The sequence below is a fragment of the Amycolatopsis sp. NPDC003865 genome (genome assembly GCF_053605345.1).
This window is the reverse complement of the sequence record NZ_JBSGJA010000044.1, coordinates 15,206-39,074: the sequence shown is the minus strand read 5'-3', so window position 1 is coordinate 39,074 and position 23,869 is coordinate 15,206. Positions and strand designations below refer to the sequence as shown.

The following is a 23,869-nucleotide window of genomic DNA, read 5'->3' as shown; positions in this document are numbered from 1 at the left end:
AGATGTCGCAATCCACACCGAACCCGGAGGCCCTCCTTCACGCCAAGATCATCCGATCACGTGTCGCCACGATCGCAACCTCCCCGGACAGAACAACTAGGGCAACCGGTCCAGGACCTCGCGGGACACGGCCTCCTGGGCCAGGTGGCGGAGGCCGGTGAAGATGCGGTCGCCCAGGACCGTCGCCACCAGGCCGGCCTCGATGATCTTGTCGAACGACGTCAAGCCGGTCACCACCTCGACGTCGAGCTTCGCGACCCGCATCGCCAGCGCGAAGTACTCGTCGAGGCGCTCGGCGAGCTTCTCGTGGCCCAGCTCCTTCGCCGTCGCCAGCGCGGCGATCAGGTTGCCGACCGTGCGGTCCTCCGTGCCGTGCCACTTCCAGCCGTGGCGCTCGGCCATGTCCCGCAGCAGGGCGGTCGCCCACCCGGCGGCCTCCTCGGACACCTTCGGCGGCGGCCCGGCCAGCTCCTCCTGGACGACGCCCATCGTCTGGTGCGGGGTCGCGTCGCCGTCGATCGCGGCCAGGACGGCTCCCACCGACGCCAGCGGCAGCCCGCCGACCTCGGTGAGCGCCTTGACCAGCCGGAGCCGCTGGACGTGGGCCGCGGAGTAGCGGGCCTGGTTGGGACTGGTGCGCTCACCCGGCGGGAGCAGGCCTTCGCGCAGGTAGTACTTGACGGTCGCGACCGGCACCCCCGACTCGGCGCTCAGTTCGGCCATCCGCATGCGCATCCGCTCCGATCCCGGGGTTCGCCTCCGGGGCAACCCTGAAGACTTCTCAGCATGGATAGTTTAGCTTCCCATAACGGAGAGCTTGACTATCCATTCTGGGAGGAACCATGACCATCCTTGCCGACGTCCGGAGCAGAACGCGCGGGTGGCACCGCCCGTCCGCGATCGCGGCCGCCACCCTGGGGGTGGTGGCGGTGCTGTGCGTCGCCGCGCTGCTCGTGGACCAGCGAACCCTCGCCGGCGCGCCGATCTGGGCGAAGCCGTTCAAGTTCGCCGTGTCCGGCGCCCTCTACTTCGCCACCTGGAGCTGGCTCGTGTCGCTGCTGCCGCGGTTCCGGCGCGCGGCGGGGCTGCTGACCGACTTCCTGGTGGCGATCTTCGCCGCCGAGTACGTCCTGCTGGTCTTCCAGGCCGCGCGCGGCCGGGCGAGCCACTTCAACAACGCGACGCCGCAGGACGCCTTGATCTACAACGTCATGGGCAAGATGATCATGGGACTGTGGGTCGCCACGCTCGCGCTGACCGTGCTGGTCATGTTCACCAAGCTCGAAGACCGCGCGAGCTTCTGGGCGGTGCGCGCGGGCGCCGTGCTGTCCCTGGTGGGCATCTCGCTGGGCATCCTGATGACGAACCCGACCGCGCAGCAGCTCGCGCGGTGGCGGGCCGGGGGCGCGCCGGACATGGTCGGCGCGCACACCGTCGGGCTCGCCGACGGCGGTCCGGGCCTGCCGATCCTCGGCTGGAGCACGGTGGCGGGCGACCTGCGGATCCCGCACTTCGTGGGGATGCACGCGCTGCAGGTGCTGCCGCTGCTGGCCGTCGCGCTCGCGGCGCTGGCCCCGCGGTTCGCCCGGCTGCGCGACGACGCCGTCCGCGCGCGGCTCGTCCTGGTCGGCGCGGCCGGGTACGCGGGGCTGACCGCGCTGGTCACGTGGCAGGCGCTGCGGGCGCAGTCGATCGTGCACCCGGACGCGGTGACGCTGGGCGCGTTCGCGGCGCTGGTCGCGGCCGTCGGAGCCGGCTCGTGGGCCGTGACCCGATGATCCTCTTCGACCTCGCGTTCCCGCTGGCGGCGCCGTTCTGGGCGCTGCTGGTCTTCGCGCCGAACTGGCGGTGGACGCCTCGGGTCATGGCGTCGCCGTGGGTACCGCTGCTGCCGCTGGCCTGCTACTTCGCGCTCGTCCTGCCGCACTTCGGCGAGTGGGGGCGGGCGATGCTCTCGCCCGACCTCGGCGTGCTGCGGACGCTGCTGGCCACGCCGTGGGGCGCCGGGCTCGTCTGGGCGCACCTCATCGCGTTCGACCTGTTCATCGCCCGGTGGATGTACTTCGAGGGGCGCGCGAAGGGGATTTCGCCGTGGATCGTCAGCCCGGTCCTGGTGCTGACGATCTTCCTCTCGCCGTTCGGGCTGGTGGTGTTCCTGCTGGTTCGCGGCGCCCGGTTACGCTCCCGGACATGAGTGAACAAGAGGCCGCGGCCGCCATCGCCAAGCGCACCGGCGTGGACGCGCACGACATCGCGGTGGTCCTGGGATCGGGCTGGCGCCCGGCGGCGGACGTCATCGGGGAGTGCGAGACGGAGATCCCGTTCGCCGAACTGCCCGGCTTCACCACGCCCGGCGCGGTGGGCCACGGCGGCACCATCCGCTCGCTGAAGATCGGCGACAAGAACGTCCTGGTCATGCTGGGGCGCACGCACTTCTACGAGGGCAAGGGCATCGACCCGGTGGTGCACAACGTGCGCACCGCCGCGGCGGCCGGCGTCCGGTCGGTGCTGCTGACCAACGCGGCCGGCGGGCTGCGCGAGGGGTTCCGCGTGGGTCAGCCGGTGCTGATCTCCGACCACCTGAACCTGACCGCGCGCTCGCCGATCGTCGGCGCGAACTTCGTCGACCTGACGGACCTGTACTCGGCGCGGCTGCGCGGGATCGCGAAGGAGATCGACCCGTCGCTGGAGGAGGGCGTCTACGCAGGCCTGACCGGGCCGCACTTCGAGACGCCGGCCGAAATCCGCATGCTGCGCACGCTGGGCGCGGACCTGGTCGGCATGTCGACGGTCCTGGAGGCGATCGCGGCCCGCGCGGCCGGCGTCGAGGTGTTCGGCCTGTCCCTGGTGACGAACCTGGCGGCCGGCATGACCGGCGAGCCGCTGAACCACCAGGAAGTCCTGGAAGCGGGCCGCGCGGCGGCCACGCAGATGGGCTCCCTGCTGCGCGAGCTGGTCACCCGCGCCTGAGGGCCGGGAGCTGGGCGGCCACCTCGGCCGGGGACGGCATCGCCGCGACTTCCCCGGCCAAGGTGCGGGCCGCGTCGCAAACCGCGGAGTCCGTGAGCAGGTGACGGGCTTTCGCGGCCACCGCTTCAGCTGAGACGTCGGCGGCCAAGAGGCGGTCGCCGACGCCGGCCGCCACGACCGCGTCCGCGTTGCTGAACTGGTCCGCTCCCTGCGGCAGCAGCAGCTGCGGGCGGCCCGCGCCGAACGCGCCGAGCGTCGTGCCGCTGCCGCCGTGGTGGACCACCAGGTCCACGTGCGGGAGCAGCGCCGCCTGCGGGACCCACGTCGCGAGCCGGACGTTCGCCGGGACCTCGCCCAGCTCCGCCGGGTCGACCGTCGGGCCCGTCGCGACCAGGACGTCGACGTCCAAACCGGACAGACCGGCGATCGCCGCGCCCAGCACGCCCGCGTGGCCCATCGCCGTGCCGAGCGTCAGGTACACCAGCGGCCGCGAGCGGTCCAGCACGCCCGCGGGCAGTTCGCCCGGCTCGCTCCAGCCGACCGGCCGCAGCGGGACGCGCGTCGCGCGCGCCAGGAAACCCGGCTCCTGCACCGATTCCGGGCAGATGTCGATGAACGGCCCGCCGAACGCGAGGTCCGCACCGACGGCGATCCCCAGCTCCGAACCGTGCGCGCGGATCGCGTCGCGGATCCGCGTCACCATCGGGTCGTCGCTCGACACGCGGCCGAACCCGTGCGCCACCACGGGGATCCCGGCCTGCATCGCGGCGAACACACCGCCGGAGTTGCCCGATTCGCTCACGACGAGGTCGGGCCGGAACCGCGGGAACAGCGGCAGCAGGTCGGCGACGAACCGCTTCGGCATCAGCTCGCCGAAGACCTTCGCGACGATCGGCCCGAGCACCTCCGGCGGGACCTCGCCCGGCGGGCGCCGCGGGCCGGGCGGCCCGGACTCGGCGAAGGCCTGCCCGAACGCGTCCCGGATGGCGAGCCCGGCGGCCGCCGTCTCCAGGCCGGCTTTCGTCAGCTGCGGCAGGAAGTCTTCCGAGGTGGCGAAGACGACGTCGTGGCCCGCGTCGCGCGCGGCGACCGCCAGCGGGACGAGCGGGAACGTGTGACCGAAGGACCCCAGTGAGGTGAAGAGCAAGCGCACTCCCCCGACCCTAGCCCGTAGGCTGGCGCGGTGACGATCGATTCGACCTTGCGCGACGCCGCCTTCCGCTGGATCGCCGACGACCCGGACGACGACGCGCGCGCCGAGCTGCAGAACGTGCTCGCGAAGGCGATGGGCGGCGACGCCGGTGCCGCCGACGAGCTGGCCGACCGGATGGCCGGGCCGCTCGAGTTCGGCACCGCGGGGCTGCGCGGGCCGGTGCGCGCCGGGCCGAACGGGATGAACGTCGCCGTCGTCACGCGGACCACTGCCGGGGTCGCGGAGTGGCTGACGGCGCACGGGCACGCCGGCGCGCTGGTCGTCGTCGGCCGGGACGCGCGGCACGGCTCGGAAGCCTTCGCGACCGCGGCCGCCGAGGTCCTCGCGGCGGCGGGTTTCGACGTCAAGGTCTTCCCGAAGCCGCTGCCGACGCCGGTGCTCGCGTTCGCCGTCGGGCGCCTCGGCGCGGTGGCCGGCATCCAGATCACCGCGTCGCACAACCCGCCCGCCGACAACGGGTACAAGCTCTACGACGCCACCGGCGGCCAGATCGTCCCGCCGTCCGACGGCGAGATCGAGCGGGCCATCCAGGCCGCGCCCGCCGCGGTGAGCGTGCCGCGGGCACCCGGTGCCGAGGTCGTCGACCTGGTGGACGCCTACCTCGACGAAGTCGCGACGCTGCCGATGGGTGCCGAGCGCGCGGTGCGCGTGGCCGCGACGGCGTTGCACGGCGTCGGCGCCGACACGCTGCGCGCCGCGTTCGAGCGCGCCGGGTTCACCGACCTGCACCTCGTGGGCGACCAGGCCGCGCCGGACCCCGACTTCCCGACCGTGTCGTTCCCGAACCCGGAGGAGCCGGGCGCGACCGACCTGCTGCTGGCCCTGGCGTCCGAAGTGGACGCCGATCTCGCGATCGCGCTCGACCCGGACGCCGACCGCTGCGCGCTGGGCGTCCGCGAGCGGGACGGCGGGTGGCGGATGCTGCGCGGCGACGAGACTGGCGTCCTGCTCGGCTCGTACGTCCTGTCCACAGTGGACCGCACGGTGCTGCCGGACCCGCTGGTCGCCACGACGATCGTGTCGTCCTCGATGCTCGGCGAGATCGCGAAGGCCGAAGGCGCCCGCTACGCCGAGACGCTGACCGGGTTCAAGTGGCTGGTCCGCGCCGGCGAAGGGCTCGTCTTCGCCTACGAGGAAGCGCTCGGCCTGTGCGTGAACCCCGGGTTCGTGCGCGACAAGGACGGCATCGCCGCCGCGACGCTCGCCGCCGGCTACACCGCGCGGCTCAAGGCACAGGGCCGCACGCCGCTGGACGTCCTGGACGAGCTGGCCGGGCGCCACGGCGTCCACCTGACCGACCAGGTTTCCCTGCGGGTGACCGACCTCGCCGTCCGCGGGCAGCTGATGGCGAAGGTGCGCCAGGCGCCGCCGGCCGAGCTGGGCGGCGTCGCCGTCGCGCTCGAAGACCTGCTGCCGGACGCGGACGTGCTGCGCCTGACCGGCGAAGGCGTGCGCGTGGTCGTCCGCCCGTCCGGGACCGAACCGAAGCTGAAGGCGTACCTGCAGGTCGTGGCCCCGGTGACGGGTTCGCCGGCCGCGGCTCGTGACGAGGCGAGCGCGAAACTGAGCGCGTTGCGGGCGGCCGTCGAGGAGCTGCTCGCCTGATGCCGCGGCTGCTGATCGTGCACCACACGCCGTCGCCGTCGACGCAGGCGCTGTTCGAGGCGGTGCTGGCGGGCGCGAGGCACCCGGACATCGAGGGCGTGGAGGTGGTCCGCCGCGCGGCGCTCGCGGCGACCGTCCCCGACGTCCTGGAGGCGGACGGCTACCTGCTGGGCACGCCGGCGAACCTGGGCAGCATGAGCGGGGCGCTGAAACACTTCTTCGACACCGTCTACTACCCGTGCCTGGACGCGACGCGGGGCCGTCCGTTCGGGTACTGGATCCACGGGAACAGCGACACGTCGGGAACCGAACGCCAGCTGCTGTCCATCACCACGGGACTGGCGTGGGAGAAGGTGGCGGACCCGGTGATCAGCACGGGCGAGCCGGACCAGCGGACCTTGGCAGCGTGCACCGAGCTGGGCGGCACCGTGGCCGCCACACTCATGGCGTAGAAAGTAAAGGGGCCTGTCACCGGAAGCCCTGGGGGTCGACCTCCGGCAACAGGCCGTGACCAAGGGATCGCCGCGAGGGCGTTCGACCTTGGCAGCTGAAGCGTACTACACCGGGGCGATCATGACGAGCCGAGAAGACACGACAGCCTCTCGTCTTGCGGTTCCGTACACCCCCAGGGTACGGAGAGCAAGACGAGAGGCGTGCCAACTGTAAACCACTGCATACGATAGCTGTCAACATGTGCGTACAGTGGTTTCCCGGCTAGAATTTTCACGGTGGAAACCTAGGGGGCGGACATGGCACGGGAACGCACTTTCGCGGAACGGCTGAGCGCCCTGATCGAGGCGGCTCGGGTGGACGGCCGCGCGCCGCACAGCTACCGGGAGATCTCGGCGGCGGTCGAGCGGGCGGGTGGGCCGGCGATGTCGCCCGCCTACCTGCAGCAGCTGGCGACGGGCAAGCGCGTCAACCCGAAGATCCACTATGTTGAGGCCTTGGCGAAGCTGTTCGGCGTGCCCGTCACGTACTTCTTCGACGAAGAGGTCGCCGCGCCCCCGGCCGGGGAAGCGCAGCTGATGGCGATGCGGGCGCAGGAGCTCTCCCCGCAGGGGCGACGGCAGGTGATGGACCTGCTGGAGCTGGTGGAGCGCTACGAACGGGCCGAACGTGAGGGCCGGAACCCGGAGGACGCCGCGCGATGAAGGAACGGGAGCTGCGCCGCCGCTGCCGCAAGCTGCTGAAGCAGCTCGACATCGGCCCGCCGCTCGACGTCGAAGTGCTCTGCGCGCGGCTGGGCGACCAACGGGGGAAGCCGATCCGGCTGATGGCCTACCCCCTGGAGGTGCCGGGCCCGTTCGGGTGCTGGATCGCCACCTCTTCGGCGGATTACATCTTCTACCAGGCCGAAACCACGAAATCCCACCAGGACCACATCATCCTGCATGAGCTCGGCCACATGCTGGCCGACCACCACCCGCACGGCGACGCCGAGCCCGCCGACTTCCTGCGCGGGCCGGTTCCGGATCTTGACCCGGATGCAGTACACCGCGCACTGCGGCGCTCGTCCTACGATGACGCCCACGAGTGGGAAGCCGAGACCGTCGCGACCATCATCCTCGAGTGGGCGTCGGTCCTGAACTACACGATCCCGCGGCGTGCTGCGGACCGGGATCTCCGCCGGATCCAGGGGACGCTCGGCGATCACCAAGGGTGGTTGTGAGCACACTGTTCAGCCCCGTGAACGTTCTCGCGATGGTGCTGTTCGCCGCCGCGCTCGCGTGGCGGATCTACCAGGTGCAGCGCGCGCCGACGGTGCCGAACTGGGCCGTCACCGCGTGCGTCGCCGGGTTCGCCGCGGCGTTCCTGCTGCAGCAGGAGGTCGTGTCCGACGAGGTCGACGCCGTGTTCGGCCGCGGCGCGGCCCGCGTCGCCAACAACGCGCTGCTGGCGTGCGCGGTGTGCGCGCTGGTCATCTTCTTCCTCGGCTCGGCGCTGGGCCCGCGGCGCTACCGGCGGGTGGCGGTCGAGCTGGTGCCGCTGGCCGCGGCGATCACGCTGATGGTCGTGACGATGGCACTGACGCAGCCGGAGCTGCGCGGGCTCCCGCTCGGGCCGTCGACGATCCACGACAGCGGGGTCGCGAGCTTCTACCTCGGCGCCGGCCTCTACCTGATCTACGGCCTGATCGCCTGCACGACGTGGATCGTCCGCTACCAGCGGGTGGCCGACCGCGACCTGCGGATCGGCCTGCGGCTGGGCGCGATCGGCCTGGCCAGCGCGGCGATCGGCAGCGTCTTCCGCGCGCTGTACATCGTGGTGGCGTGGGCGTTCGGCCCGGTCGTCAAGATCCTGCTGCTGCTCGGGGTGCCGTTCGTGATCGTCGGCGGGATGCTCTTCCTGCTCGGCGTCACCTACCCCGGTGTGCGGGCGCGGGTTTCGGCGTTGCGGCGGCGGCGCCAGCACCGCCGCGAGCACGAGGCACTCGGTCCCTTGTGGACGGTCCTGGTGCAGGCGTTCCCCAGCATCGTGCTGCGGACGCCGCCACGCCGTCGCGGCGAACGCCTGTCGCCGCGCAGCATCCACCGCGTGCACTACCGCCGGGTGATCGAGATCCGCGACGGCCTGGTGCAGCTGTCGCCGTACCTGGACGAGGGGTTCGGCGAAGTCGTCGCGACCGATCCGCGCTCCGCGGCGGCGGCGTTGAAGGCGGCGCTGGCGCGGCACGCGGCCGGCGAGGAGAGCGACGGCCAAGCCAAGCAGGTCCTGCCCGCACCGGCGGACGACATCGAATCCGACGTCCGGCCGCTGCTGGCGCTGTCGGCCGCGATGGAGCCGTGACGTGGACACGGTGATCACCGCCGGCCGGGTGCTGCCCCGGCCCTCGGCGCCGGTCGTCGACGGTGCGGTGCTGGTGCGCGACGGCGTCCTCGTGGCGGCCGGCCCGCGGGCGGAGGTGCTGCCGCTGGCCGCGCCGGACGCCACCCGGCACGACTTCCCGACCGGGACCGCGCTGGCCGGATTGTTCAACGTCCACGTGCACCTGGCTTTCGACGCTTCCCGGGAGATGCTGGCGCGCTTCTCCGAGGGCACCACGATCGAAGACGCGCGTTCGCGGTTGACGTCGATGCTGCGCACCGGCGTCACGACGGTGCGGGACCTCGGCGACCGCGGTCACCTGGGCGCGTCGGTCCGCGAGTCGTTCGCGGACGAGGTGGCCCCGCGGCTGCTGGTGTCGGGACCGCCGATCACGGTGCCGGGCGGGCACTGCCACTTCTTCGGCGGCGAGGTCGCGTCCGACGACGGGATCCGCGCGTTGATCGACGCGAACGCGGAAGCGGGCGCCGACGTGATCAAGGTGATGGCCAGCGGCGGCCAGATCACCGAGGGCGGCGCGGACATGTGGGAATCGCAGTTCTCCGAGCGCGAGCTTGCGGTGGTGGTTTCGCACGCGGCGTCGCACGGCTTGCCGGTGGCGGCCCACGCCCACGGCGCGGACGCCATCGAGGCGGCGGTCGCGGCGGGTGTGTCGACGATCGAGCACTGCAGCTTCCTGACCGGGCCGCGGTCGTTCGACCGGCGCGACGCGGTGGCCGCGCGGATGGCTTCGGCGGGGATCTCGGCGTGTTCGACGAGCAGCCGCAACTGGCGGGTGATCGTCGAGAAGCTGGGCGACGAAACGGCCCAGGCGATGTACGGGCGGCTGCCGTGGCTGGAGGAGCACGGCGTCCGGCTGCTGGCGGGAACGGACGCGGGGCTGCCGGGATCGGTGTTCGACGACCCGGTGGGGGCGTTGGAACTGTACGAATGGCTCGGGTTTTCCCGGCGGCGGATCCTGGAGATCGCCACCTGTGATTCGGCGGCCGGGCTGGGGCTGGCGGAGGTGACCGGGCGGCTCGAGCCGGGCCTGGCCGCGGACGTGCTCGTCGTCGAGGGCGACCCGCTGGCGTCGCTGGCCGCGTTGCGGAACCCCCTGCTGGTGCTGGCCCGGGGCCGCCAGGCCTAGTTTCCCGATCGGGGAATGCCTAGTTTGGTGATACCGTTTTAAAACAGTGTTACCGTAGCTTCCACCACCCCGCGAAGGAGTCCCCCCGATGCACGGACCCACCCAGCTCTTCACCGTGATCGCCCTGGTCTCGCTGCCGACCGTGATGTACGGCGGCTACGCGCTGATGGGCGTCCTGCGCGACCGCAAGCTCACCGAACACCAGCGCGCGATGTTCCGCGCCGGCCACGCCCACGCCGGCGTCCTGCTGGTCCTCGCCCTGGTCGTGCTGCAGATCCTCAGCCGCACGACCCTTTCGGACACCACGCTGTGGATCACCTGCTTCCTGCTGCTCTTCGGGATCCTCGCCCAGTCCGGCGGCTTCTTCCTCCACCTGCTCCCGAACCGGGGCAAGCTCGGCGGGCGCGTCACCAGCGCCGGCGCCGTGCTGCTGGCCGCCGCCGTGCTCATCACCGCTTACGGGGTCGCCTGAACCGGTCGTTAAGCTGGTGACGTGCCTGAATACCTGCCGACCGCGCCCTACAAGGGGACCCGGGACTTCCTGCCCGCCGAAATGTCCGTGCGTACCCAGGTGTTCGGTCATCTCTACGACGTCCTGGAGCGCCGCGGCTTCCTCCGCTACGACGGCCCGATCCTCGAATCGGCCGAGATCTACGAGCGGAAGTCCGGGCAGGAGCTCGCCGACAAGCAGCTCTACACCCTCACCGACAAGGGCGGGCGGCGGCTCGCGCTGCGCCCGGAGATGACGCCGTCGGTCGCGCGGATGATCGCCGGGAGCGCGAAGTCGCTGTCGTTCCCCGTGCGGTGGTACAGCCACCCGAACTGCCACCGCTACGAGGCGCCGCAGCGCGGCCGCGTCCGGGAGCACTGGCAGATCAACGCCGACATCTTCGGCTCGGACAGCGCCAACTGCGAGATCGAGATCTTCGAGCTGGTGCACGACATGATGGCCGCGCTCGGCGCGACGCCGGACATGTTCGTGCTGCGGGTCAACGACCGGAACCTGCTGACGTCGGCGCTGACCGACGTCGCCGGCGTCTCCGAAGACCACCTGGCCCAGGTGTTCGCGCTGGTCGACCGCTGGGAGAAGTACCCGCGCGAGAAGCTGGCGGAGAGCGCCGCGGAGATCGGGCTCTCGGACAAGCAGTTCGAGAAGCTGGCCGAGACGCTCGCCATGGGCGAGGCCCTGCTCGAGGAGATCCCGGCCGAGGTGCGCGAGCGGTCGAACCTGGTGAAGGTGCTGAACAGCAGCGCCGGTTCGCTGGTGCAATACGAGCCGCTGATCGTGCGCGGGCTGGCGTACTACACGTCGACCGTGTTCGAGGTCTTCGACACCTCGCCGGAGAACCGCCGCGCGCTGTTCGGCGGCGGGCGGTACAGCGACCTCGCGTCGATGTTCACGCCGCAGCAGATCCCGGGCATCGGGTTCGGCATGGGCGACGTGACGCTGATCGACTTCCTCGACACGCACGGCCTCACCCCGGCGCCGCGCAGCGAGGTCGACGTCATGGTGATCCCGGTGACCGAGGACCTCTCCGACGCGGCCCGCTCGGTGGCGGCGTCCCTGCGCGGCGCGGGCCTGCGCACGTCGACCCCGATCGAGCACCGCAAGCTGGGCAAGGAGCTGACCCGCGCGGACAAGGCGGGCGCGGCCGCGGTGGTGATCGTCGGCCAGGAGGACTGGGCGGCGGGGAACGTGACGGTCCGCAACCTCGCGACCCGGGAGCAGAACCCGGTCGCGATCGCCGACGCCCCGGCGGCGGTCCAGGCCCTGCTGAGCTGAAAACGGTTCGACGCCCCTGGCACGCTGAGGGGGTGTTGGACCTCGACCTGCTCATCGCCGGCGACGTGCGGCGGTGGGCGGACTTCGACGTGGAGCTCCGGCGGACCTACTGGCCCGCCGGCACCCGCTGCACCCCGCGGGAAGCGCTGGTCGTCGCCGCGTGCTCCGGCGACGGCTACCTGCGGGAGGCCGCGATTCACCGGCTGGCGGTCAGCCCGGACCCCGAAGCGCTGCCGCTGCTGCTGGTCCGCTGCGTCGACTGGGTCCGGCCGGTACGGGAAGCCGCCCGGAAAGCCGTACTGTCCAAACTGGACGGTGCGTCCCTGCGCGCGGCGCTGCCGCTGCTCGGCGTCCTGCGACGGCGCCAGGTCGACGACTGGGTCACCACCCTCTTCCGCGACCGGCTCCCGGACCTGCTCGACGCCGCGCTGGCGGTCGGAGACCGGGAAACCCGCCGCTGGGCCCACCGCGAGGCCCTCGGCCTCCTTTCGCGCGAGCGGCTGCTGGACATCGCGACGCGCGACGAGGACTTCGTCGTGCGCACGATCGCCGGCACGGCGTTGCTCGACCGCGGCGAATGCGTCGAGGAACTCCTGGCCGCCGGGGCACCGAAGATCCGGATGCGGGCCCTCACCATGACCGGGCGGGCCGAGGAGCACTTGACCGACCCGGCTTCGGCCGTGCGGTCGATGGCCCAGGCCCTGGTGCTCAAGGCGGGCGGCGACCCGGCCGCCCGCTACCGCGCGCTGCCGGTTTCGTTCGGCATGCTCGCCGGGCTCGGCGAAACCGGCACGGCCGAAGACGCCGGGCTGCTGGAACGCCAGCTGACCGACGACCGCCCCCGGATCCGGCGGGTGGCCGTCCGCGGATTGCGCCGGATCGCGCCGGAATCGTCCGCGGTGCTGCCGCTGCTGACCGACCCCTCCCCCGCGGTCACCCGTCAGGTGGTGGAGTTCCTGCGCGGCCGGTTCGTGGAGGTCACCACGCTCCGGGAACTGCTCGCGGCGGACCGCCCGGTCCACACGCGACGAGCGGCCGCGGCGCTGCTGCGCGACCGCGACACCTGGGTACGCCTGCACACCGACCTCACGTTGCTGGCCGACGCGGACCTCGGCGCCGACGCCGAGCACGACCTCCGCGCCTGCCACCAGCACCTGGCCCGCGTGTGGACGCAACCCCCGGCGCGGCTGCGGGCGCAGATCGAAGCCGCCTGCGGCGACCTCGATCCCGCGATGGCGCACGGAATCCGCTTCCTCCTGGACTCGGCGCGGTATCGAGCGTGATCAGGCGGAGCCGGCCCGCCGCAGCCGCAGGGTGAACGTCGCGCCGGCGCCCGGGCGGCCCACCGCCGCGATCGTGCCGCCGTGGCCCGTCACCACTTCACGGACCAGCGCCAGGCCCAGCCCGAACCGGCGGCCGTCGCCGTCGGATCCGCGGGCGAAGCGCTCGAAGATGCGGTCCGCGTCCGCCGCCGGGAAGCCGACCCCCGTGTCGCGGACCCGCAGCTCCACGTGCCCCTCGTCCGGCACACCCAGCCACACCTCGATCGACCCGCCCGGCGGCGTGTGCCCCAGCGCGTTGTCCAGCAACGCCGACAGCACGCGCCGCAACGCCGTCGGGACGCCTTGGACCACGTACGGCCGCCGCTCGCGCGTCACCGCCAGCCGGACCCGGCCCTCGTCCGCGCGGACCGCTTCCGCCTCGACCGCTTCCTCCGCGAGCGAGCCCAGTTCCACCAGCTCCAGCGATTCCCGGTCGCACGCCCGCGCCGACAGCAGCAGGTCCTCGACGACTTCGCCGAGCTCCCGCGTGCCGCGCACCAGCTGGTCGAGGTCGGCCGCGTCGCGGCCGGACGCGCGCCGGGCCAGCAGCTGCGCCCGCGTGTGCAGGCGGGTCAGCGGGGCGCGCAGCTCGTGGGACGCGTCCGCGACGAACGTGCGCTGCCGGCGCAGCGCGTCGGCCAGCGGCCGGATCGCCCGGCACGCCAGCACCCGCCCGCACAGCACGGCGGCGAGCAGGGCCAGCACCTCGGCCACCACGAGCCCGGACACCAGCGACGAGCGGTCCTGGATCTGGTACAGCTCCTCGAAGAACGCCTGCGAGACGACGCCGCCGCGGTTCTCGACGCGGATCGTGTACGTCATGTCGCCGATCGAGCGCCGTTCCGTGTGGACGTCCCCGGCGGCGGGCACCGTCGCGGTCAACGCCGGGATCGGCATCCCGGCCGGCGGACGGCCCGCGGGTGCGTGCAGGGCCGGGGTGAACAGCCAGACGCAGCCGGGCGGCGTCTCGGCCGGACCGAGCTCGACCGTCCTGGCCAGCGTGCGGTCGGCTTCGGCGTGCTGCCGGGTCAGCAGGATCGCGTAGGCGATCCCGCCCGCGAGCGTCACCAGCAACGACACGACCACGGCGATCTGCGCGGTGATCGCCCACCGCGCCCGTCGCAGGGCCCGCTCTTCGGGGTCGGGTTTCATACCGCGCCGATCTGGTAGCCGAGGCCGTGCACCGTCCGGACGACGTCCCGGCCGAGCTTCCGCCGCAGGTAGTAGACGTAGGTGTCCACAATGGACTCTCCGGTCGAGTCGGCGAAGACGGATCCGCGCAGCGCCGCCCGCGGGTGGATCGCCTTCGGCCGCTGCGCCAGCGTCCGCAGCAGCTCGAACTCCCGCCCGGACAGCGTGATCCGCTCCCCGCGCGGCAGCACGACCTCGTGCCGCTGCAGGTCGAGGGCCGCCGCACCCAGCGGCAGGCTTTCCGCGCCTTCGAGGTCGCGGCGACCGAGCGCGCGCAGGCGAGCCAGCAGCTCGTCGGCCTCGAACGGCTTGACGAGGTAGTCGTCGGCACCGGCGTCGAGCCCGCCCACCCGGTCGGCCAGCTCGCCCAGCGCCGAGAGCACCAGGACGCGCGTGGTCACCCCGTGGGCCCGCAGCTGCCGCAACAGCTCCAGGCCGTCGAGCACCGGGAGCCTGCGGTCGATGATCAGCACGTCGTAGTGCCCGGTGAGCCCGAGGTGCAGCCCCCGTTGCCCGTCGTGCGCCGCTTCGGTCTCGTAGCCTTCGTCCGCGAGCAGCTCGGCGAGCATGCCCGCCAGCTCGCGGTCGTCCTCCACGAGCAGCACTCTCGGTTTCGTCGCCCCATCGTGCACAAACCCATACTGGCAGTTATTTTCTGAATTTGAACTATCAACTTTTCCCGGTCACCGGGACCGGTTCCGCCATCAGGAGCACCTCGGTGCTCCCCTTGCGGGTATCCCGGCGGTCGAGCCAGCTGAGCACCGGCGCGGTCATGATCGTGGTGACCAGCGCGACGAGCACCAGCACCGTGAACAACGCCGGCGAGACGATGCCCGCGGCGAGCCCGACGTTGAGCGCGATCAGCTGCATCAGCCCGCGGGCGTTGATCAGCGCGCCGACGCGCAACGCCACCGGCTGTGACTCCCCCACCAGCCGCGCCGCGCCCCAGCAGGCCCCGAGCTTGCCGACGATCGCGACGACCACGCACAGCACCGCGAACGCGAGCAGCTTCGGATCCGCGAGCAGCGCGAACCGGGTGTTCAGGCCGGAATAAGTGAAGAACAGCGGGAGGAACACGATCCGGCCGATCGGCATGATCTTCGCGAGCACGGCGTCCGCGGCGGGCACGCGGGGGAACACGATGCCGACGCAGAAGGCGCCGAACACCGCGTACAGCCCGATGACGTCGGTGAACCAGGCGGCCGCGAACAACGTCAACGCCGTGATCAGCATCTTCTGGTCGGCGGAGATCCGGTCACTGCCCATCGCCTTCGCGAGCACCCGGCGCCCGACGAGCACGAGCAGCAACGCGAACAGCAGGCCGCCGCCCACGGCCAGCGCGACCGGCCCGGCCGAGTCCGCGTGCATGCCCAGCACGACCGCCAGCAGCACCCACGCCAGGACGTCGTCGAGAGCGCCGCAGGCCAGTGCGAGCGAGCCGAACCGGGTGCCGCCGAGACCGCGTTCGGTGATGATCCGGGCGAGCATCGGGAACGCGGTGATGGCCAGCGCGACCCCGACGAACGCCGCCGACGTCGCGAGCGAGACACCGTCCTTGCCGATGCCGGCCCAGCTCGTGCCGAACACGGCGACGCCGACCCCGAGCGCGAGCGGCACCACCGTGCCCGCGGCCGAGATCGCGCCGACCGACTTCGCCGAGCCGCGGATGCTGCGGAGGCTGAACTCGTACCCCGCGCCGAACATGTAGATGACCAGGCCGATCTGGCCGCCGACGTAGAGCAGCGGGCGGATGCCGTCCGGGAACAGCGCCGTCTGCACGCCCGGGAGGACCAGCCCCAGCAGTGAGGGGCCGAGCAGCACGCCGGAGATCATCTCGCCGACCACCGGTGGCTGGCCCAGCCGCACCGCGACCACGCAGACGAGCCGGCACACCACGAGGATGACCGCGACGGCGAGGAAGAACGTGGGTGCCGCTTCGGACGGGGTCATCGGTTGCCTCCGGCGAAGTAGGTGGTGCACAGGGCTTGGCGACGGGCGTCGAGGACCATGTACGTGCCGAACACGAGCTGCGCGAAGCTGCGCCAGACGTCTTCCCAGCGGTCGCGCACCGCGAGCCACACCAGCGGGAAGCGCTTCCGGCGGGCGCCGCGCGGGGTGAGCAGCGCCGGGCCGCGGTTGGGGATCGAGCGCGTGTGCGCGGCCGTCGAGGCGAGGCTGAACCGGCGCAGCACTTCCCGCGTCACGACGCGCATGGTCGGCGGGGCCAGCCCGCGGGCCGGGCAGGCGCGGTTCTGCGCGACGCCGAACGGGATGAAGTCGTCCTTTCCGGACTGTGCGGCGTAGCCCGGGTAGCTGAAGCACAGCACCGTCCCCGCCGGGATCGTGAGGTGGTCCAGCTCGATGTCCGCGGTCGAGATCCGGTGCGCGATGCCGAACAGCGGGAACTCGCGCAGGCCGTCGTCGATGACGCGGTCGAGGTAGGCGTCGTCGTCCGGGTGCTCGGCCAGCCGGCGCTGGACCTCCGGGCGGTGCGCGATGATCATCAGCAGGTGCGCCATCGCCTCGGACATCTGCACGACGGCGGTGTTGAAGAACGTCCCTTGCAGGTAGTACGCCTGCTCTTCCGGGGTCAGCGACTCCGGCAGCGGGTGCGGGATGTCGGCGAGGCGCCGCCGCAGGTACTTCGTCAGCCGCGCGCGGCGGCGCATGTTGCGCGGCCGCACGCACTTCAGCGCCGAGACGACGTCGTCGGCGTGGCCCACGATGAGGTCGCGCGCCTCGGGCGGGCACGGTTCCTCGAACACCAGCTCGTAGTACAGCTCGGCCCAGATCGGCATCATCTCGTCGCGCAACCGGACGAGACCGGGCCGGACGTCGTCGAGGACGTGCGCCGCCACCCGCCGGGCCAGCTCCTCGGAGTCCTTTTTGGACCGGACCAGGATGTGCCGGGTGCACTTGGCGACCTCGTCGTAGCGCGGGCCCGCTTCGAGGTGCTCCTGGTGGACCTGGGGTCCGGGCGCGAGCCAGTACCAGAACAGGTCGGACAGCGCGGCGCCGCGGCTGCGCCCGTTCGCCGCCGGGTCGGCGTAGACGCGCTTGAAGTCCGCGGCGCCGACCTGCTCCCCCGGGATCGTCACGGCGTCCTGGCCGTTGACCAGCGCGAAGATCCTCATCCGCAGGGCGACGACGCGGGCGGGCAGCCACGTGGGCGCGGTGAGCGCGGCGGCGGTCGCGAGCACTTTGCCGATCATCGCCGCACCTGGTCCGGGGTCAGGTCGGCCGGGTGCCGGCCGCCGCACATCGCCAGGGCCTGGTCGAAGTCGTCGCGCAACAGGTCCAGGACCTGCGTGACGCCTTCGCGGCCGCCCGCGGCCAGCCCCCAGACGACCGGCCGGCCGACGCCGACCGCGTCCGCGCCGAGGGCGAGCGCCTTGACGACGTCGGTGCCGCGCCGGATCCCGCCGTCGAGCAGCACCGGGATCGCCCCGCCGACCGCCGCCGCGATCTCGGGCAGCACGTCGATGGTCGCGGGCACGGTGTCGAGCTGGCGGCCGCCGTGGTTGGACACGACGATCCCGGCGACGCCGTGGTGCACGGCCAGCCGCGCGTCCTCGGCGTGCAGCACGCCCTTGATCAGCACCGGCAGCTTGGTCTTGCCCCGCAGCCACGCGATGTGGTCCCAGTTCAGCCCGGCCGACATGACGATCTCGCGGACGTGGCTGATGTTGCCGCCGCTGCGGTTTTCGCCGATGTTGCGCAGGTTCTCCACAACCAGCCCCGGCGGCAGGTCGTGGAAGTCGTTGCGGTCGTCGCGTTCGCGGCGGCCGAGCACCGGCGAGTCGACGGTGACGACGAACGCCTTGACGCCCGCGTTCTCGGCGCGGCGCACGATCGCCTCGGTGAACTCCAGGTCCGGCTGCAGGTAGAGCTGGAACCACAGCCCCGGGTCCGGCGCGACCTCGCGGGCCGCCGCGGCGATGTCCTCGATCGCCGTGGTGGCGGCCATGCTGACGATCATGATCGTGCCCGCGCGGGCCGCCGCCCGCGCCGTGGCGAGTTCGCCGTCGGCGTGCGCGAGCCGGTGGAACGCCGTGGGCGCGAGGAGGATCGGCATCGACGAAGGCGTCCCGAGCAGCTCGACGCTCAGATCCCGTTTGTCACTGCCACGCAGGACGCGCGGGAGCAGCCGCAGCTTCCTGAACGCGGTCTCGTTCTCCGCCACGGTGATCTCGTCCTGGGCGCCGCCCGCGAAGTAGTCGTAGTGCACCGGGTCGAGGCGCTGCCGGGCCGCCGCCTCGAACTCCGCGACCGTGCGCATCACAGCTCCCGCGTGAAGAACGCGGTCAGCGGCTCGACGTGCACCTCTTTGTCCCACTCGTTCTCGAGGTTCTCGGTGACGTGGTGGGTCGCGACGAGCTCGCCGCGGCGGTAGTGCCGGACGATCGGGTGCAGGTAGTGGCCTTCGCCGTGGTCGTTCGCCTGGTCCTGGGCGGCGCGCGCGACGAAGTCGAAGGGGTCGATCTTGTCGTGGTCGGGGCCGTAGTCGAGGGTGACGACGTAGGCGTCTTCGGGCGGGTTCGCGAGGACCCGGTCGACCGGCACCTCCTCGAGGTAGCGGGCGGTGTCGCCGTCGACCACCAGGACGTCGCCGAGGAAGCCGAACTGCTGGTACAGCGCGGAAGTCCGGTTGATCCGGGTGATCACGGCGTCGGTCAGCGCGTCCGGCTTGGCGGGCAGTTCGGTGCCGGGCCACGGCTTGCCGTGGTAGCGCTCGTCGAGCACCTTGGCCAGGGCGCGGACGCCGTAGCGGAAGCCGTGGATGAACGCGCTGGTGGCCTTCTTGAAGTCGCGGACCTGGGTGATCGTGCCGGCGAAGTGCAGGCCGGGCACGTTGACCGACTCCCAGTCCGGCGTCTGCGCGGGAAAGCGGTCGTCGATGGTGAGCCGCGGGCGGCAGTCCTCGTCGAACAGCGACGCGTCGAAGCGGAAGCCGGTGCAGCCGATCACGCGGTCGTAGCGGATCTCCTTGATGACCTCGTCGGCGCGGGCGAACGCGAACTTGACGTGGTAGCCGTCGGCGTCCCTGCGGATCTCGCGGACGTCGCCGTCGAGGATCGCGTGCTGGAGCTTGAGCTGGTACATGTCGAGGATGCCCGCGTTGTAGGCACGCAGGTGGCCGACGAAGTGCGTGCGCCAGGCGAGCTTCACCGGCCGCGGGCCGCCGACGTGCACGACCGCGGCCGTCTCGATGAGGTTGTCCGCGGTCTCGAACGCGGAATTGCCCTTGCCCAGCACGAGAACGCGCTGGTCGGTGAAGCCCTTCGGGTCGACGTCGACGTCCACGTACTGGTCGATCAGCTCGACGCCGGGGAACTGCGGGATGTACGGCTTGGTGACGCCGGTGGCCATGACCAGCCGGTGCGCCTTGAACTCTTCGTCACCGGCGGTGAGAACGAAGAGAGCGCTTTCCGGATCGCGACGGATGCGCGTCACCCGGGTGTCGTAACGGACGTTGACTTCGTGCTTCGCCGCGTAGTCGGCGATGTAGCGGAGGAAGTCGGGAGCGTCCGGGAACAGCTTTTCGCTGTAGTCGGTGAAGAGGACCGGCTCGGCGTCGCCCTCGGCCAGGATCGAGTTCCAGTCCATCCGCATGCGCAGCTCCGGGTCGGTGTACCCGGTGTGCTTCTTGTTGATGGAGATGAGGGTCCGGTGCCGGGGGAAGGTCTCGAAGAAGTGACCGGGCGCGGACCCGCCCTCCAGCACGAGGTACCGGTGCCCGGCGTGGCCGAGGTGCTGCCCCAGCTGCACCCCCGCGGGCCCCGCCCCGACGACCAGATAATCGAGCACTTCCTCCACCACGACCTCCTGAGGCTCGGCACCGACCTTGATCGGCGCCGAGCCTGCTCCGGAGATCTCAGAAAAGGCTCAGAAGAGCGTTACTTCCCGGCCGCGCGGGCCAGTCGTTCCGGGTAGCGCTCCCCCGCGATCGCGTCCGCGGGAGCCGCCGCCTCGATCGCGGCCAGGTCGTCCGCCGTCAGCTCCAGCGACGCCGCGGCGACGTTCTCCTCCAGGTACTTGCGGCGCTTCGTCCCCGGGATCGGCACGACGTCTTCGCCCTGCGACTGCACCCACGCGAGCGCCAGCTGCCCCGCGGTCACGCCCTTCTCCTCCGCCAGCTTGCGCAGCGCGTCGACGATCGCCATGTTGCGCGCGAAGTTGTCCTCGGCGAACCGGGGCAGGCCGCGGCGCATGTCGTCCTCGGGCAGGTCCGCCACCGACTTCACCGCACCGGTCAGGAATCCGCGGCCCAGCGGCGAGAACGGCACGACGCCGATGCCGAGCTCCCGGCACGTGTCGAGGATTTCGCCCTCGATGCCGCGGGTCCACAGCGACCACTCGCTCTGCAGGGCCGTCACCGGGTGCACCGCGTGCGCGGCGCGGATGGTCGCCGCGCTCGCCTCGGAAATCCCGGCGTACCGGATCTTCCCGGCCTCGACGAGCTCGCCCAGGGCACCCCACGTCTCCTCGATCGGCGTGTCCGGGTCGACGCGGTGCTGGTAGTACAGGTCGATGTGGTCGACCCCGAGCCGGCGCAGCGACTCGTCGCACGACTGCTTCACGTAGGCGGCGTCCCCGCGGGCCCCCATGGCGCCGTCGGTCCACACGATGCCGAACTTCGTCGCGAGCACGACCTCGTCGCGGCGGCCGGCGATCGCCCGGCCGACCAGCTCCTCGTTGACGCCGGCGCCGTAGACGTTCGCGGTGTCGAGCAGCGTGACGCCGAGGTCGAGAGCCCGGTGGATCGTCGCGATCGACTCTTCGTCGTTGTCGCGGACGCCGTAGGCCTGGCTCATCCCCATGCAGCCGAGGCCCTGGGCCCCGACCTCCAGACCGCCGAGCTTCCTGGTCTTCACGCGGAAATCTCCTCCCTGCCGGGTTCCACGCCGAGCACGTTGCGCTCGACCTGGGCGTAGTTGTCGATCTTGTAGTCGAGGATGTCGAGGCACCCCTGCAGCTCGGCGATCCGCTCGGCGACCGACCGCCGCTGCTCCACCAGCAGGGCCTTGCGGCGGCCCGCGCTGGCCACGCCGTGGCGGCGCAGCGACGCGTACTCGCGCATGCTCTTGATGGGCATCCCGGTGGTACGCAGCTTGGTCAGGAAACCGAGCCAGTTGAGGTCGTCGTCGGAGTACGCCCGGCGGCCCGCGGTGTCCCGGGCGGGCGGGTCGAGCAGTTTGATGCGCTCGTAGTACCGGAGGGTGTCGATGGACAGTCCGCTACGTCGAGCGGCTTCCGCTATCGAGTAGCTCATGAACCGACACTACGACCTGGAGTGCACTCCAGGTCAACTCTTCACCCTGGTCATCCATAACAGCGTTGTACTACGCTCTGTGGATGGCCCGGCCACGCACGCATGACGAAGCCCTCCGGCTGAAGCTCCTGGACCGCGCCGGCGAGCTCATCGCCGCCGACGGGCCGAAGGCGCTTTCCCTGCGGAAGCTGGCCGCCGACGCCGGCACGTCGACCACCGCCGTGTACTCCCTCTTCGGCAGCAAACCCGATCTGGTGAACGCGCTCTACACCGAGGGCTTCCGCCGCTTCGGTGCCCGCATGGCCGGCACCGCGCTGACCGGCGATCCGGTCGAAGACCTCGTCGCGCTCGGCAGCGCCTACCGCGCCAGCGCGCTGGCCGACCCGAACCTCTACGGGATCATGTTCACCAGGTCGGTGCCCGGGTTCGAGCCCAACGAAGACGCCGAGAAGCTCGCCCGCAAGACGCTGGAACCGCTGGAGGCGATCATCCGCCGCGCGATCGCCGACGGCGTCTTCCTGGACGTCCCCCCGGAGACGGTCGCGGTCGGCTGCTGGGCCTTCGTGCACGGGCTCGTCTCCCTGGAGCTGACCGGCAACCTGCCGGAGGAGTTCGACGTCACGGGCTCGTACGAGACGGCCCTGCGCGCGAACGCCTCCGGCTGGCTGCGGTCTCAGATCAGCCGCAGCGACCCGTCGTAGACGACCTTGCCCTGCGCGTCGCGGGCTTGGACGTGAGCCGTCGCTTCCGGCGTGAGGCTGATGTTCCCCGGGATCCAGGCGGCGACCATGCCGTCGACGACGTCGGCCTCGACGCTCGTCCCGATGCCGAAGTCGATGGTCGCCTTCGCCGCCGTCAGGGGCAGCGCCGCGACGTACGGGTGCCGCGCCGCTCCCGGCGGGGCACCCGACTCGGGGTGGCCCAAGGTGTCCACGGTCAGGGTGCGTGCCGCCTGGGTGTGCGGCCCGGTGAAGTCGGGGAAGGCCCGGGAGTTCGACGCCGGCCGCCGGTAGTCGGGCTGGGTCTCGCAGACCACGACGCGGTCGCCCAGGCGGCCCATGACCACGCGGTAGTCCCCCGCCTCGAGCAGCGGTCCCGGCACATACGCGGCCGCGTCCGGGATCACCTCTTCCGAGGTGTTCAGGCACTCGTCCAGCGCGCGGCCCGCGGGTGAGACCCGCTCGGCGGTCACCGGCCGGTCGATCGCCATGACCAGCCAGGACGGTGCCTGGGGCAGCGCGGCCGCACGTGGGGCCTGCGGGTGTTCGACGGTGAGCGTCGTCGTCCACAGCGCGGTCCGGGTCATGGCGACGAACTGGCCGCTGACCGGGGACGTGCGGATCGACTGCGACATGTTCTCCCCGCGCTCGGTCCGCGAATCGAGGAACGCGTTCGCCGCTCCCGGGTCCGCCACCCCGGCGACCACCCCGGTCGGGCTGTGCAGCAGCAGCCCGACGTGCGTGCCCGGCGCGTACGAAGGCGTGGCCGCCGGGTCCGACAGCGTCACGGTCGTCTCGGTGGTCTCGCAGAACATCGGCTTGCCGGCCGCGGTCGCCGCGACCACCGCGTCCGCCTCCAGGACTTCGGTGAACAGCGGGACCCACTCGGCGCGAGGGGGCACGCGGTCGGTCTTGCCCGCTGCCTGTACGGCCGCCCAGCAGCGGTCCAGCGCGGCCGTCGCCACCTTCGGGTCGAGGGTGAGCCGGTTGTCCGGGTCCGGCGGCGGGCCGGCGACGGGCTGCTGCCGGTACGTCTTCGTCGCGACGACCGCGCCCGCGGCCAGGACGAGCACCGCGGCCGCGGCGGCGTACCAGACGTGCTTGGTCCGCCGCGGTTCCCGGATGCCGGCGCGGACTTCGGCGAGCAGCCGGTCGCGGACGTCGTCCGGCAGCGCGCGCCGCGGCGGGAGTCCGAGGTCGTCGCTCATTTCTCCGTCTCCTTCAGCAGCGTGCGCAGCCGGGCGCGGGCCCGGGACAGGTGGGCGCGGACGGTGACCTCGGCGACGGCGAGCGCGGCGGCCGCGTCGGCGACGCTCAGGTCGCCGAGCAGGCACAGTTCGACGACCGCGCGCTGCGCCTTCGGCAGCGCCCGCACGGCTTCGACGATCTCGCGCAGCCGCTCCTCGCCGTCGAGCCGCTCGGCCACCGCGTCGGCGTGGTCGGACACCACCGGCGGGTCCGGGATCTTCCGGAGCAGCCGCAGCCGCCGTCTCGCGCCGCGGTGCTCGTCGCGGGCGGCGTTGCCGGCCACCGTGTAGAGCCACGGCAGGGCGCTGTCGCGCACCAGCGTCACGTCGGCGCGGCGGCGCCAAGCGGTCAGGAACGTGTTCGAGGTGAGGTCCTCGGCGGCGCTCCACGACCCGGTCAGCCGGTAGGCGTGGTTCCAGACCGCTTCGGCGTGCCGCTCGAACAGCTCGCCGAAAGCCGCCTCGTCACCACCGGAAGCCCGGTCCCACAGTGCCCGGTCACCCACCGGCGCCCCCGTCGCATGGCTGGTCACACCCCTCAGTGGCCGGCACCGGCCGGATTGTTGCGCGCAACTTCCCCGGACCGGACGG

25 protein-coding genes are annotated in these 23,869 nt (G+C 72.0%); 13 read left to right on the top strand and 12 right to left on the bottom strand.

Annotation, left to right across the window (positions count from 1 at the left end):
- Window positions 1-96: 96 nt before the first annotated feature.
- Complete coding sequence (locus ACWEVP_RS49580) at window positions 97-729, bottom strand: MerR family transcriptional regulator (protein WP_452069589.1); 633 nt, start codon at window positions 727-729, stop codon at window positions 97-99.
- A gap of 113 nt (window positions 730-842) precedes the next feature.
- Between ACWEVP_RS49580 and ACWEVP_RS49575 the strand changes: the two genes are divergently transcribed.
- Genes ACWEVP_RS49575 through ACWEVP_RS49565 form a run of 3 tightly spaced genes read left to right on the top strand, consistent with a single transcriptional unit; the run spans window position 843 to window position 2,970 of the window.
- The gene (locus ACWEVP_RS49575; protein ID WP_452069586.1) at window positions 843-1,778 is read left to right on the top strand and encodes a hypothetical protein; all 936 of its coding nucleotides are present in this window, start codon (window positions 843-845) and stop codon (window positions 1,776-1,778) included.
- Entirely contained in the window at window positions 1,775-2,194 is a 420-nt protein-coding gene (locus tag ACWEVP_RS49570; RefSeq protein ID WP_452069585.1) for an ABA4-like family protein, read from the top strand. Before ACWEVP_RS49575 ends, ACWEVP_RS49570 begins: the two co-directional genes overlap by 4 nt.
- On the top strand, window positions 2,191-2,970 hold the full coding sequence (locus tag ACWEVP_RS49565; RefSeq protein ID WP_452069584.1) for a purine-nucleoside phosphorylase: 780 nt from the start codon (window positions 2,191-2,193) through the stop codon (window positions 2,968-2,970). Before ACWEVP_RS49570 ends, ACWEVP_RS49565 begins: the two co-directional genes overlap by 4 nt.
- On the opposite strand, the gene ACWEVP_RS49560 is transcribed toward ACWEVP_RS49565, so the two are convergent.
- Window positions 2,957-4,123, bottom strand: coding sequence for a glycosyltransferase (locus tag ACWEVP_RS49560; RefSeq protein ID WP_452069583.1), 1,167 nt, complete (start codon window positions 4,121-4,123; stop codon window positions 2,957-2,959). The two genes, ACWEVP_RS49565 and ACWEVP_RS49560, sit on opposite strands and share 14 nt — an antisense overlap.
- Window positions 4,124-4,153: 30 nt before the next feature.
- Between ACWEVP_RS49560 and ACWEVP_RS49555 the strand changes: the two genes are divergently transcribed.
- From ACWEVP_RS49555 to ACWEVP_RS49515, 9 genes are all read left to right on the top strand, one after another.
- Window positions 4,154-5,788 (top strand): phospho-sugar mutase, encoded by a 1,635-nt coding sequence (locus ACWEVP_RS49555; RefSeq protein ID WP_452069582.1) that lies wholly within the window; start codon window positions 4,154-4,156, stop codon window positions 5,786-5,788.
- Window positions 5,788-6,240: a flavodoxin family protein gene (locus tag ACWEVP_RS49550; protein WP_452069581.1), complete on the top strand. Its 453-nt coding sequence runs from the start codon at window positions 5,788-5,790 to the stop codon at window positions 6,238-6,240. The genes ACWEVP_RS49555 and ACWEVP_RS49550 overlap by 1 nt, the downstream gene beginning before the upstream one ends.
- 297 nt (window positions 6,241-6,537) lie before the next feature.
- Window positions 6,538-6,942 (top strand): XRE family transcriptional regulator, encoded by a 405-nt coding sequence (locus tag ACWEVP_RS49545; protein WP_452069580.1) that lies wholly within the window; start codon window positions 6,538-6,540, stop codon window positions 6,940-6,942.
- Window positions 6,939-7,460 (top strand): hypothetical protein, encoded by a 522-nt coding sequence (locus ACWEVP_RS49540; protein WP_452069579.1) that lies wholly within the window; start codon window positions 6,939-6,941, stop codon window positions 7,458-7,460. The genes ACWEVP_RS49545 and ACWEVP_RS49540 overlap by 4 nt, the downstream gene beginning before the upstream one ends.
- A complete protein-coding gene (locus tag ACWEVP_RS49535) occupies window positions 7,457-8,578 on the top strand; it encodes an MAB_1171c family putative transporter (protein WP_452069578.1) in 1,122 nt (373 codons plus the stop codon). Before ACWEVP_RS49540 ends, ACWEVP_RS49535 begins: the two co-directional genes overlap by 4 nt.
- Window position 8,579: 1 nt before the next feature.
- Complete coding sequence (locus ACWEVP_RS49530) at window positions 8,580-9,743, top strand: amidohydrolase family protein (RefSeq protein ID WP_452069577.1); 1,164 nt, start codon at window positions 8,580-8,582, stop codon at window positions 9,741-9,743.
- An 88-nt stretch (window positions 9,744-9,831) separates the two neighbouring features.
- Window positions 9,832-10,215: a hypothetical protein gene (locus tag ACWEVP_RS49525; protein ID WP_452069576.1), complete on the top strand. Its 384-nt coding sequence runs from the start codon at window positions 9,832-9,834 to the stop codon at window positions 10,213-10,215.
- Window positions 10,216-10,236: 21 nt separating this feature from the next.
- On the top strand, window positions 10,237-11,526 hold the full coding sequence (hisS, locus tag ACWEVP_RS49520) for a histidine--tRNA ligase (RefSeq protein WP_452069575.1): 1,290 nt from the start codon (window positions 10,237-10,239) through the stop codon (window positions 11,524-11,526).
- Between the two features lie 32 nt (window positions 11,527-11,558).
- Window positions 11,559-12,809 (top strand): HEAT repeat domain-containing protein, encoded by a 1,251-nt coding sequence (locus ACWEVP_RS49515; RefSeq protein WP_452069574.1) that lies wholly within the window; start codon window positions 11,559-11,561, stop codon window positions 12,807-12,809.
- On the opposite strand, the gene ACWEVP_RS49510 is transcribed toward ACWEVP_RS49515, so the two are convergent.
- The 8 genes from ACWEVP_RS49510 to ACWEVP_RS49475 form a co-directional block, all read right to left on the bottom strand.
- A complete protein-coding gene (locus tag ACWEVP_RS49510; protein WP_452069573.1) occupies window positions 12,810-14,000 on the bottom strand; it encodes a sensor histidine kinase in 1,191 nt (396 codons plus the stop codon).
- Window positions 13,997-14,644, bottom strand: coding sequence for a response regulator transcription factor (locus ACWEVP_RS49505; RefSeq protein ID WP_452069572.1), 648 nt, complete (start codon window positions 14,642-14,644; stop codon window positions 13,997-13,999). Before ACWEVP_RS49505 ends, ACWEVP_RS49510 begins: the two co-directional genes overlap by 4 nt.
- Before the next feature lie 64 nt (window positions 14,645-14,708).
- The gene (locus ACWEVP_RS49500) at window positions 14,709-15,989 is read right to left on the bottom strand and encodes a cation:proton antiporter (protein WP_452069571.1); all 1,281 of its coding nucleotides are present in this window, start codon (window positions 15,987-15,989) and stop codon (window positions 14,709-14,711) included.
- Window positions 15,986-17,251, bottom strand: a complete 1,266-nt coding sequence (locus tag ACWEVP_RS49495) for a cytochrome P450 (protein WP_452069570.1) — start codon at window positions 17,249-17,251, stop codon at window positions 15,986-15,988. The genes ACWEVP_RS49500 and ACWEVP_RS49495 overlap by 4 nt, the downstream gene beginning before the upstream one ends.
- Window positions 17,248-18,318, bottom strand: a complete 1,071-nt coding sequence (locus tag ACWEVP_RS49490; protein WP_452069569.1) for an alpha-hydroxy acid oxidase — start codon at window positions 18,316-18,318, stop codon at window positions 17,248-17,250. Before ACWEVP_RS49490 ends, ACWEVP_RS49495 begins: the two co-directional genes overlap by 4 nt.
- Complete coding sequence (locus ACWEVP_RS49485; protein ID WP_452069568.1) at window positions 18,318-19,859, bottom strand: NAD(P)-binding domain-containing protein; 1,542 nt, start codon at window positions 19,857-19,859, stop codon at window positions 18,318-18,320. The genes ACWEVP_RS49490 and ACWEVP_RS49485 overlap by 1 nt, the downstream gene beginning before the upstream one ends.
- 77 nt (window positions 19,860-19,936) lie before the next feature.
- On the bottom strand, window positions 19,937-20,860 hold the full coding sequence (locus ACWEVP_RS49480) for an aldo/keto reductase (protein WP_452069588.1): 924 nt from the start codon (window positions 20,858-20,860) through the stop codon (window positions 19,937-19,939).
- 50 nt (window positions 20,861-20,910) lie between these two features.
- Complete coding sequence (locus ACWEVP_RS49475; protein WP_086673859.1) at window positions 20,911-21,312, bottom strand: MerR family transcriptional regulator; 402 nt, start codon at window positions 21,310-21,312, stop codon at window positions 20,911-20,913.
- An 83-nt stretch (window positions 21,313-21,395) separates the two neighbouring features.
- Between ACWEVP_RS49475 and ACWEVP_RS49470 the strand changes: the two genes are divergently transcribed.
- Window positions 21,396-22,013 carry a TetR/AcrR family transcriptional regulator gene (locus ACWEVP_RS49470; RefSeq protein WP_452069567.1) on the top strand — a complete coding sequence of 206 codons (618 nt, stop codon included), beginning with the start codon at window positions 21,396-21,398 and terminating at the stop codon, window positions 22,011-22,013.
- On the opposite strand, the gene ACWEVP_RS49465 is transcribed toward ACWEVP_RS49470, so the two are convergent.
- Both ACWEVP_RS49465 and ACWEVP_RS49460 read right to left on the bottom strand, forming a co-directional pair.
- Complete coding sequence (locus tag ACWEVP_RS49465; protein ID WP_452069566.1) at window positions 21,986-23,239, bottom strand: hypothetical protein; 1,254 nt, start codon at window positions 23,237-23,239, stop codon at window positions 21,986-21,988. The genes ACWEVP_RS49470 and ACWEVP_RS49465 overlap by 28 nt on opposite strands.
- Entirely contained in the window at window positions 23,236-23,811 is a 576-nt protein-coding gene (locus ACWEVP_RS49460; RefSeq protein WP_452069565.1) for an RNA polymerase sigma factor, read from the bottom strand. The genes ACWEVP_RS49465 and ACWEVP_RS49460 overlap by 4 nt, the downstream gene beginning before the upstream one ends.
- Window positions 23,812-23,869: the final 58 nt, after the last annotated feature.

What these genes read in the sequence shown, in the direction of transcription:
- ACWEVP_RS49540 (WP_452069579.1), top strand. Translation starts at nt 6,939, where the DNA reads ATGAAGGAACGGGAGCTGCGCCGCCGCTGCCGCAAGCTGCTGAAGCAG.
- ACWEVP_RS49575 (WP_452069586.1), top strand. Translation starts at nt 843, where the DNA reads ATGACCATCCTTGCCGACGTCCGGAGCAGAACGCGCGGGTGGCACCGC.
- ACWEVP_RS49570 (WP_452069585.1), top strand. Translation starts at nt 1,775, where the DNA reads ATGATCCTCTTCGACCTCGCGTTCCCGCTGGCGGCGCCGTTCTGGGCG.
- ACWEVP_RS49510 (WP_452069573.1), bottom strand. Translation starts at nt 14,000, where the DNA reads ATGAAACCCGACCCCGAAGAGCGGGCCCTGCGACGGGCGCGGTGGGCG.
- ACWEVP_RS49495 (WP_452069570.1), bottom strand. Translation starts at nt 17,251, where the DNA reads ATGATCGGCAAAGTGCTCGCGACCGCCGCCGCGCTCACCGCGCCCACG.
- ACWEVP_RS49580 (WP_452069589.1), bottom strand. Translation starts at nt 729, where the DNA reads ATGCGGATGGCCGAACTGAGCGCCGAGTCGGGGGTGCCGGTCGCGACC.
- ACWEVP_RS49470 (WP_452069567.1), top strand. Translation starts at nt 21,396, where the DNA reads ATGGCCCGGCCACGCACGCATGACGAAGCCCTCCGGCTGAAGCTCCTG.
- ACWEVP_RS49525 (WP_452069576.1), top strand. Translation starts at nt 9,832, where the DNA reads ATGCACGGACCCACCCAGCTCTTCACCGTGATCGCCCTGGTCTCGCTG.
- ACWEVP_RS49490 (WP_452069569.1), bottom strand. Translation starts at nt 18,318, where the DNA reads ATGCGCACGGTCGCGGAGTTCGAGGCGGCGGCCCGGCAGCGCCTCGAC.
- ACWEVP_RS49550 (WP_452069581.1), top strand. Translation starts at nt 5,788, where the DNA reads ATGCCGCGGCTGCTGATCGTGCACCACACGCCGTCGCCGTCGACGCAG.
- ACWEVP_RS49480 (WP_452069588.1), bottom strand. Translation starts at nt 20,860, where the DNA reads ATGGGGATGAGCCAGGCCTACGGCGTCCGCGACAACGACGAAGAGTCG.
- ACWEVP_RS49545 (WP_452069580.1), top strand. Translation starts at nt 6,538, where the DNA reads ATGGCACGGGAACGCACTTTCGCGGAACGGCTGAGCGCCCTGATCGAG.
- ACWEVP_RS49565 (WP_452069584.1), top strand. Translation starts at nt 2,191, where the DNA reads ATGAGTGAACAAGAGGCCGCGGCCGCCATCGCCAAGCGCACCGGCGTG.
- ACWEVP_RS49500 (WP_452069571.1), bottom strand. Translation starts at nt 15,989, where the DNA reads ATGACCCCGTCCGAAGCGGCACCCACGTTCTTCCTCGCCGTCGCGGTC.
- ACWEVP_RS49465 (WP_452069566.1), bottom strand. Translation starts at nt 23,239, where the DNA reads ATGAGCGACGACCTCGGACTCCCGCCGCGGCGCGCGCTGCCGGACGAC.
- ACWEVP_RS49475 (WP_086673859.1), bottom strand. Translation starts at nt 21,312, where the DNA reads ATGAGCTACTCGATAGCGGAAGCCGCTCGACGTAGCGGACTGTCCATC.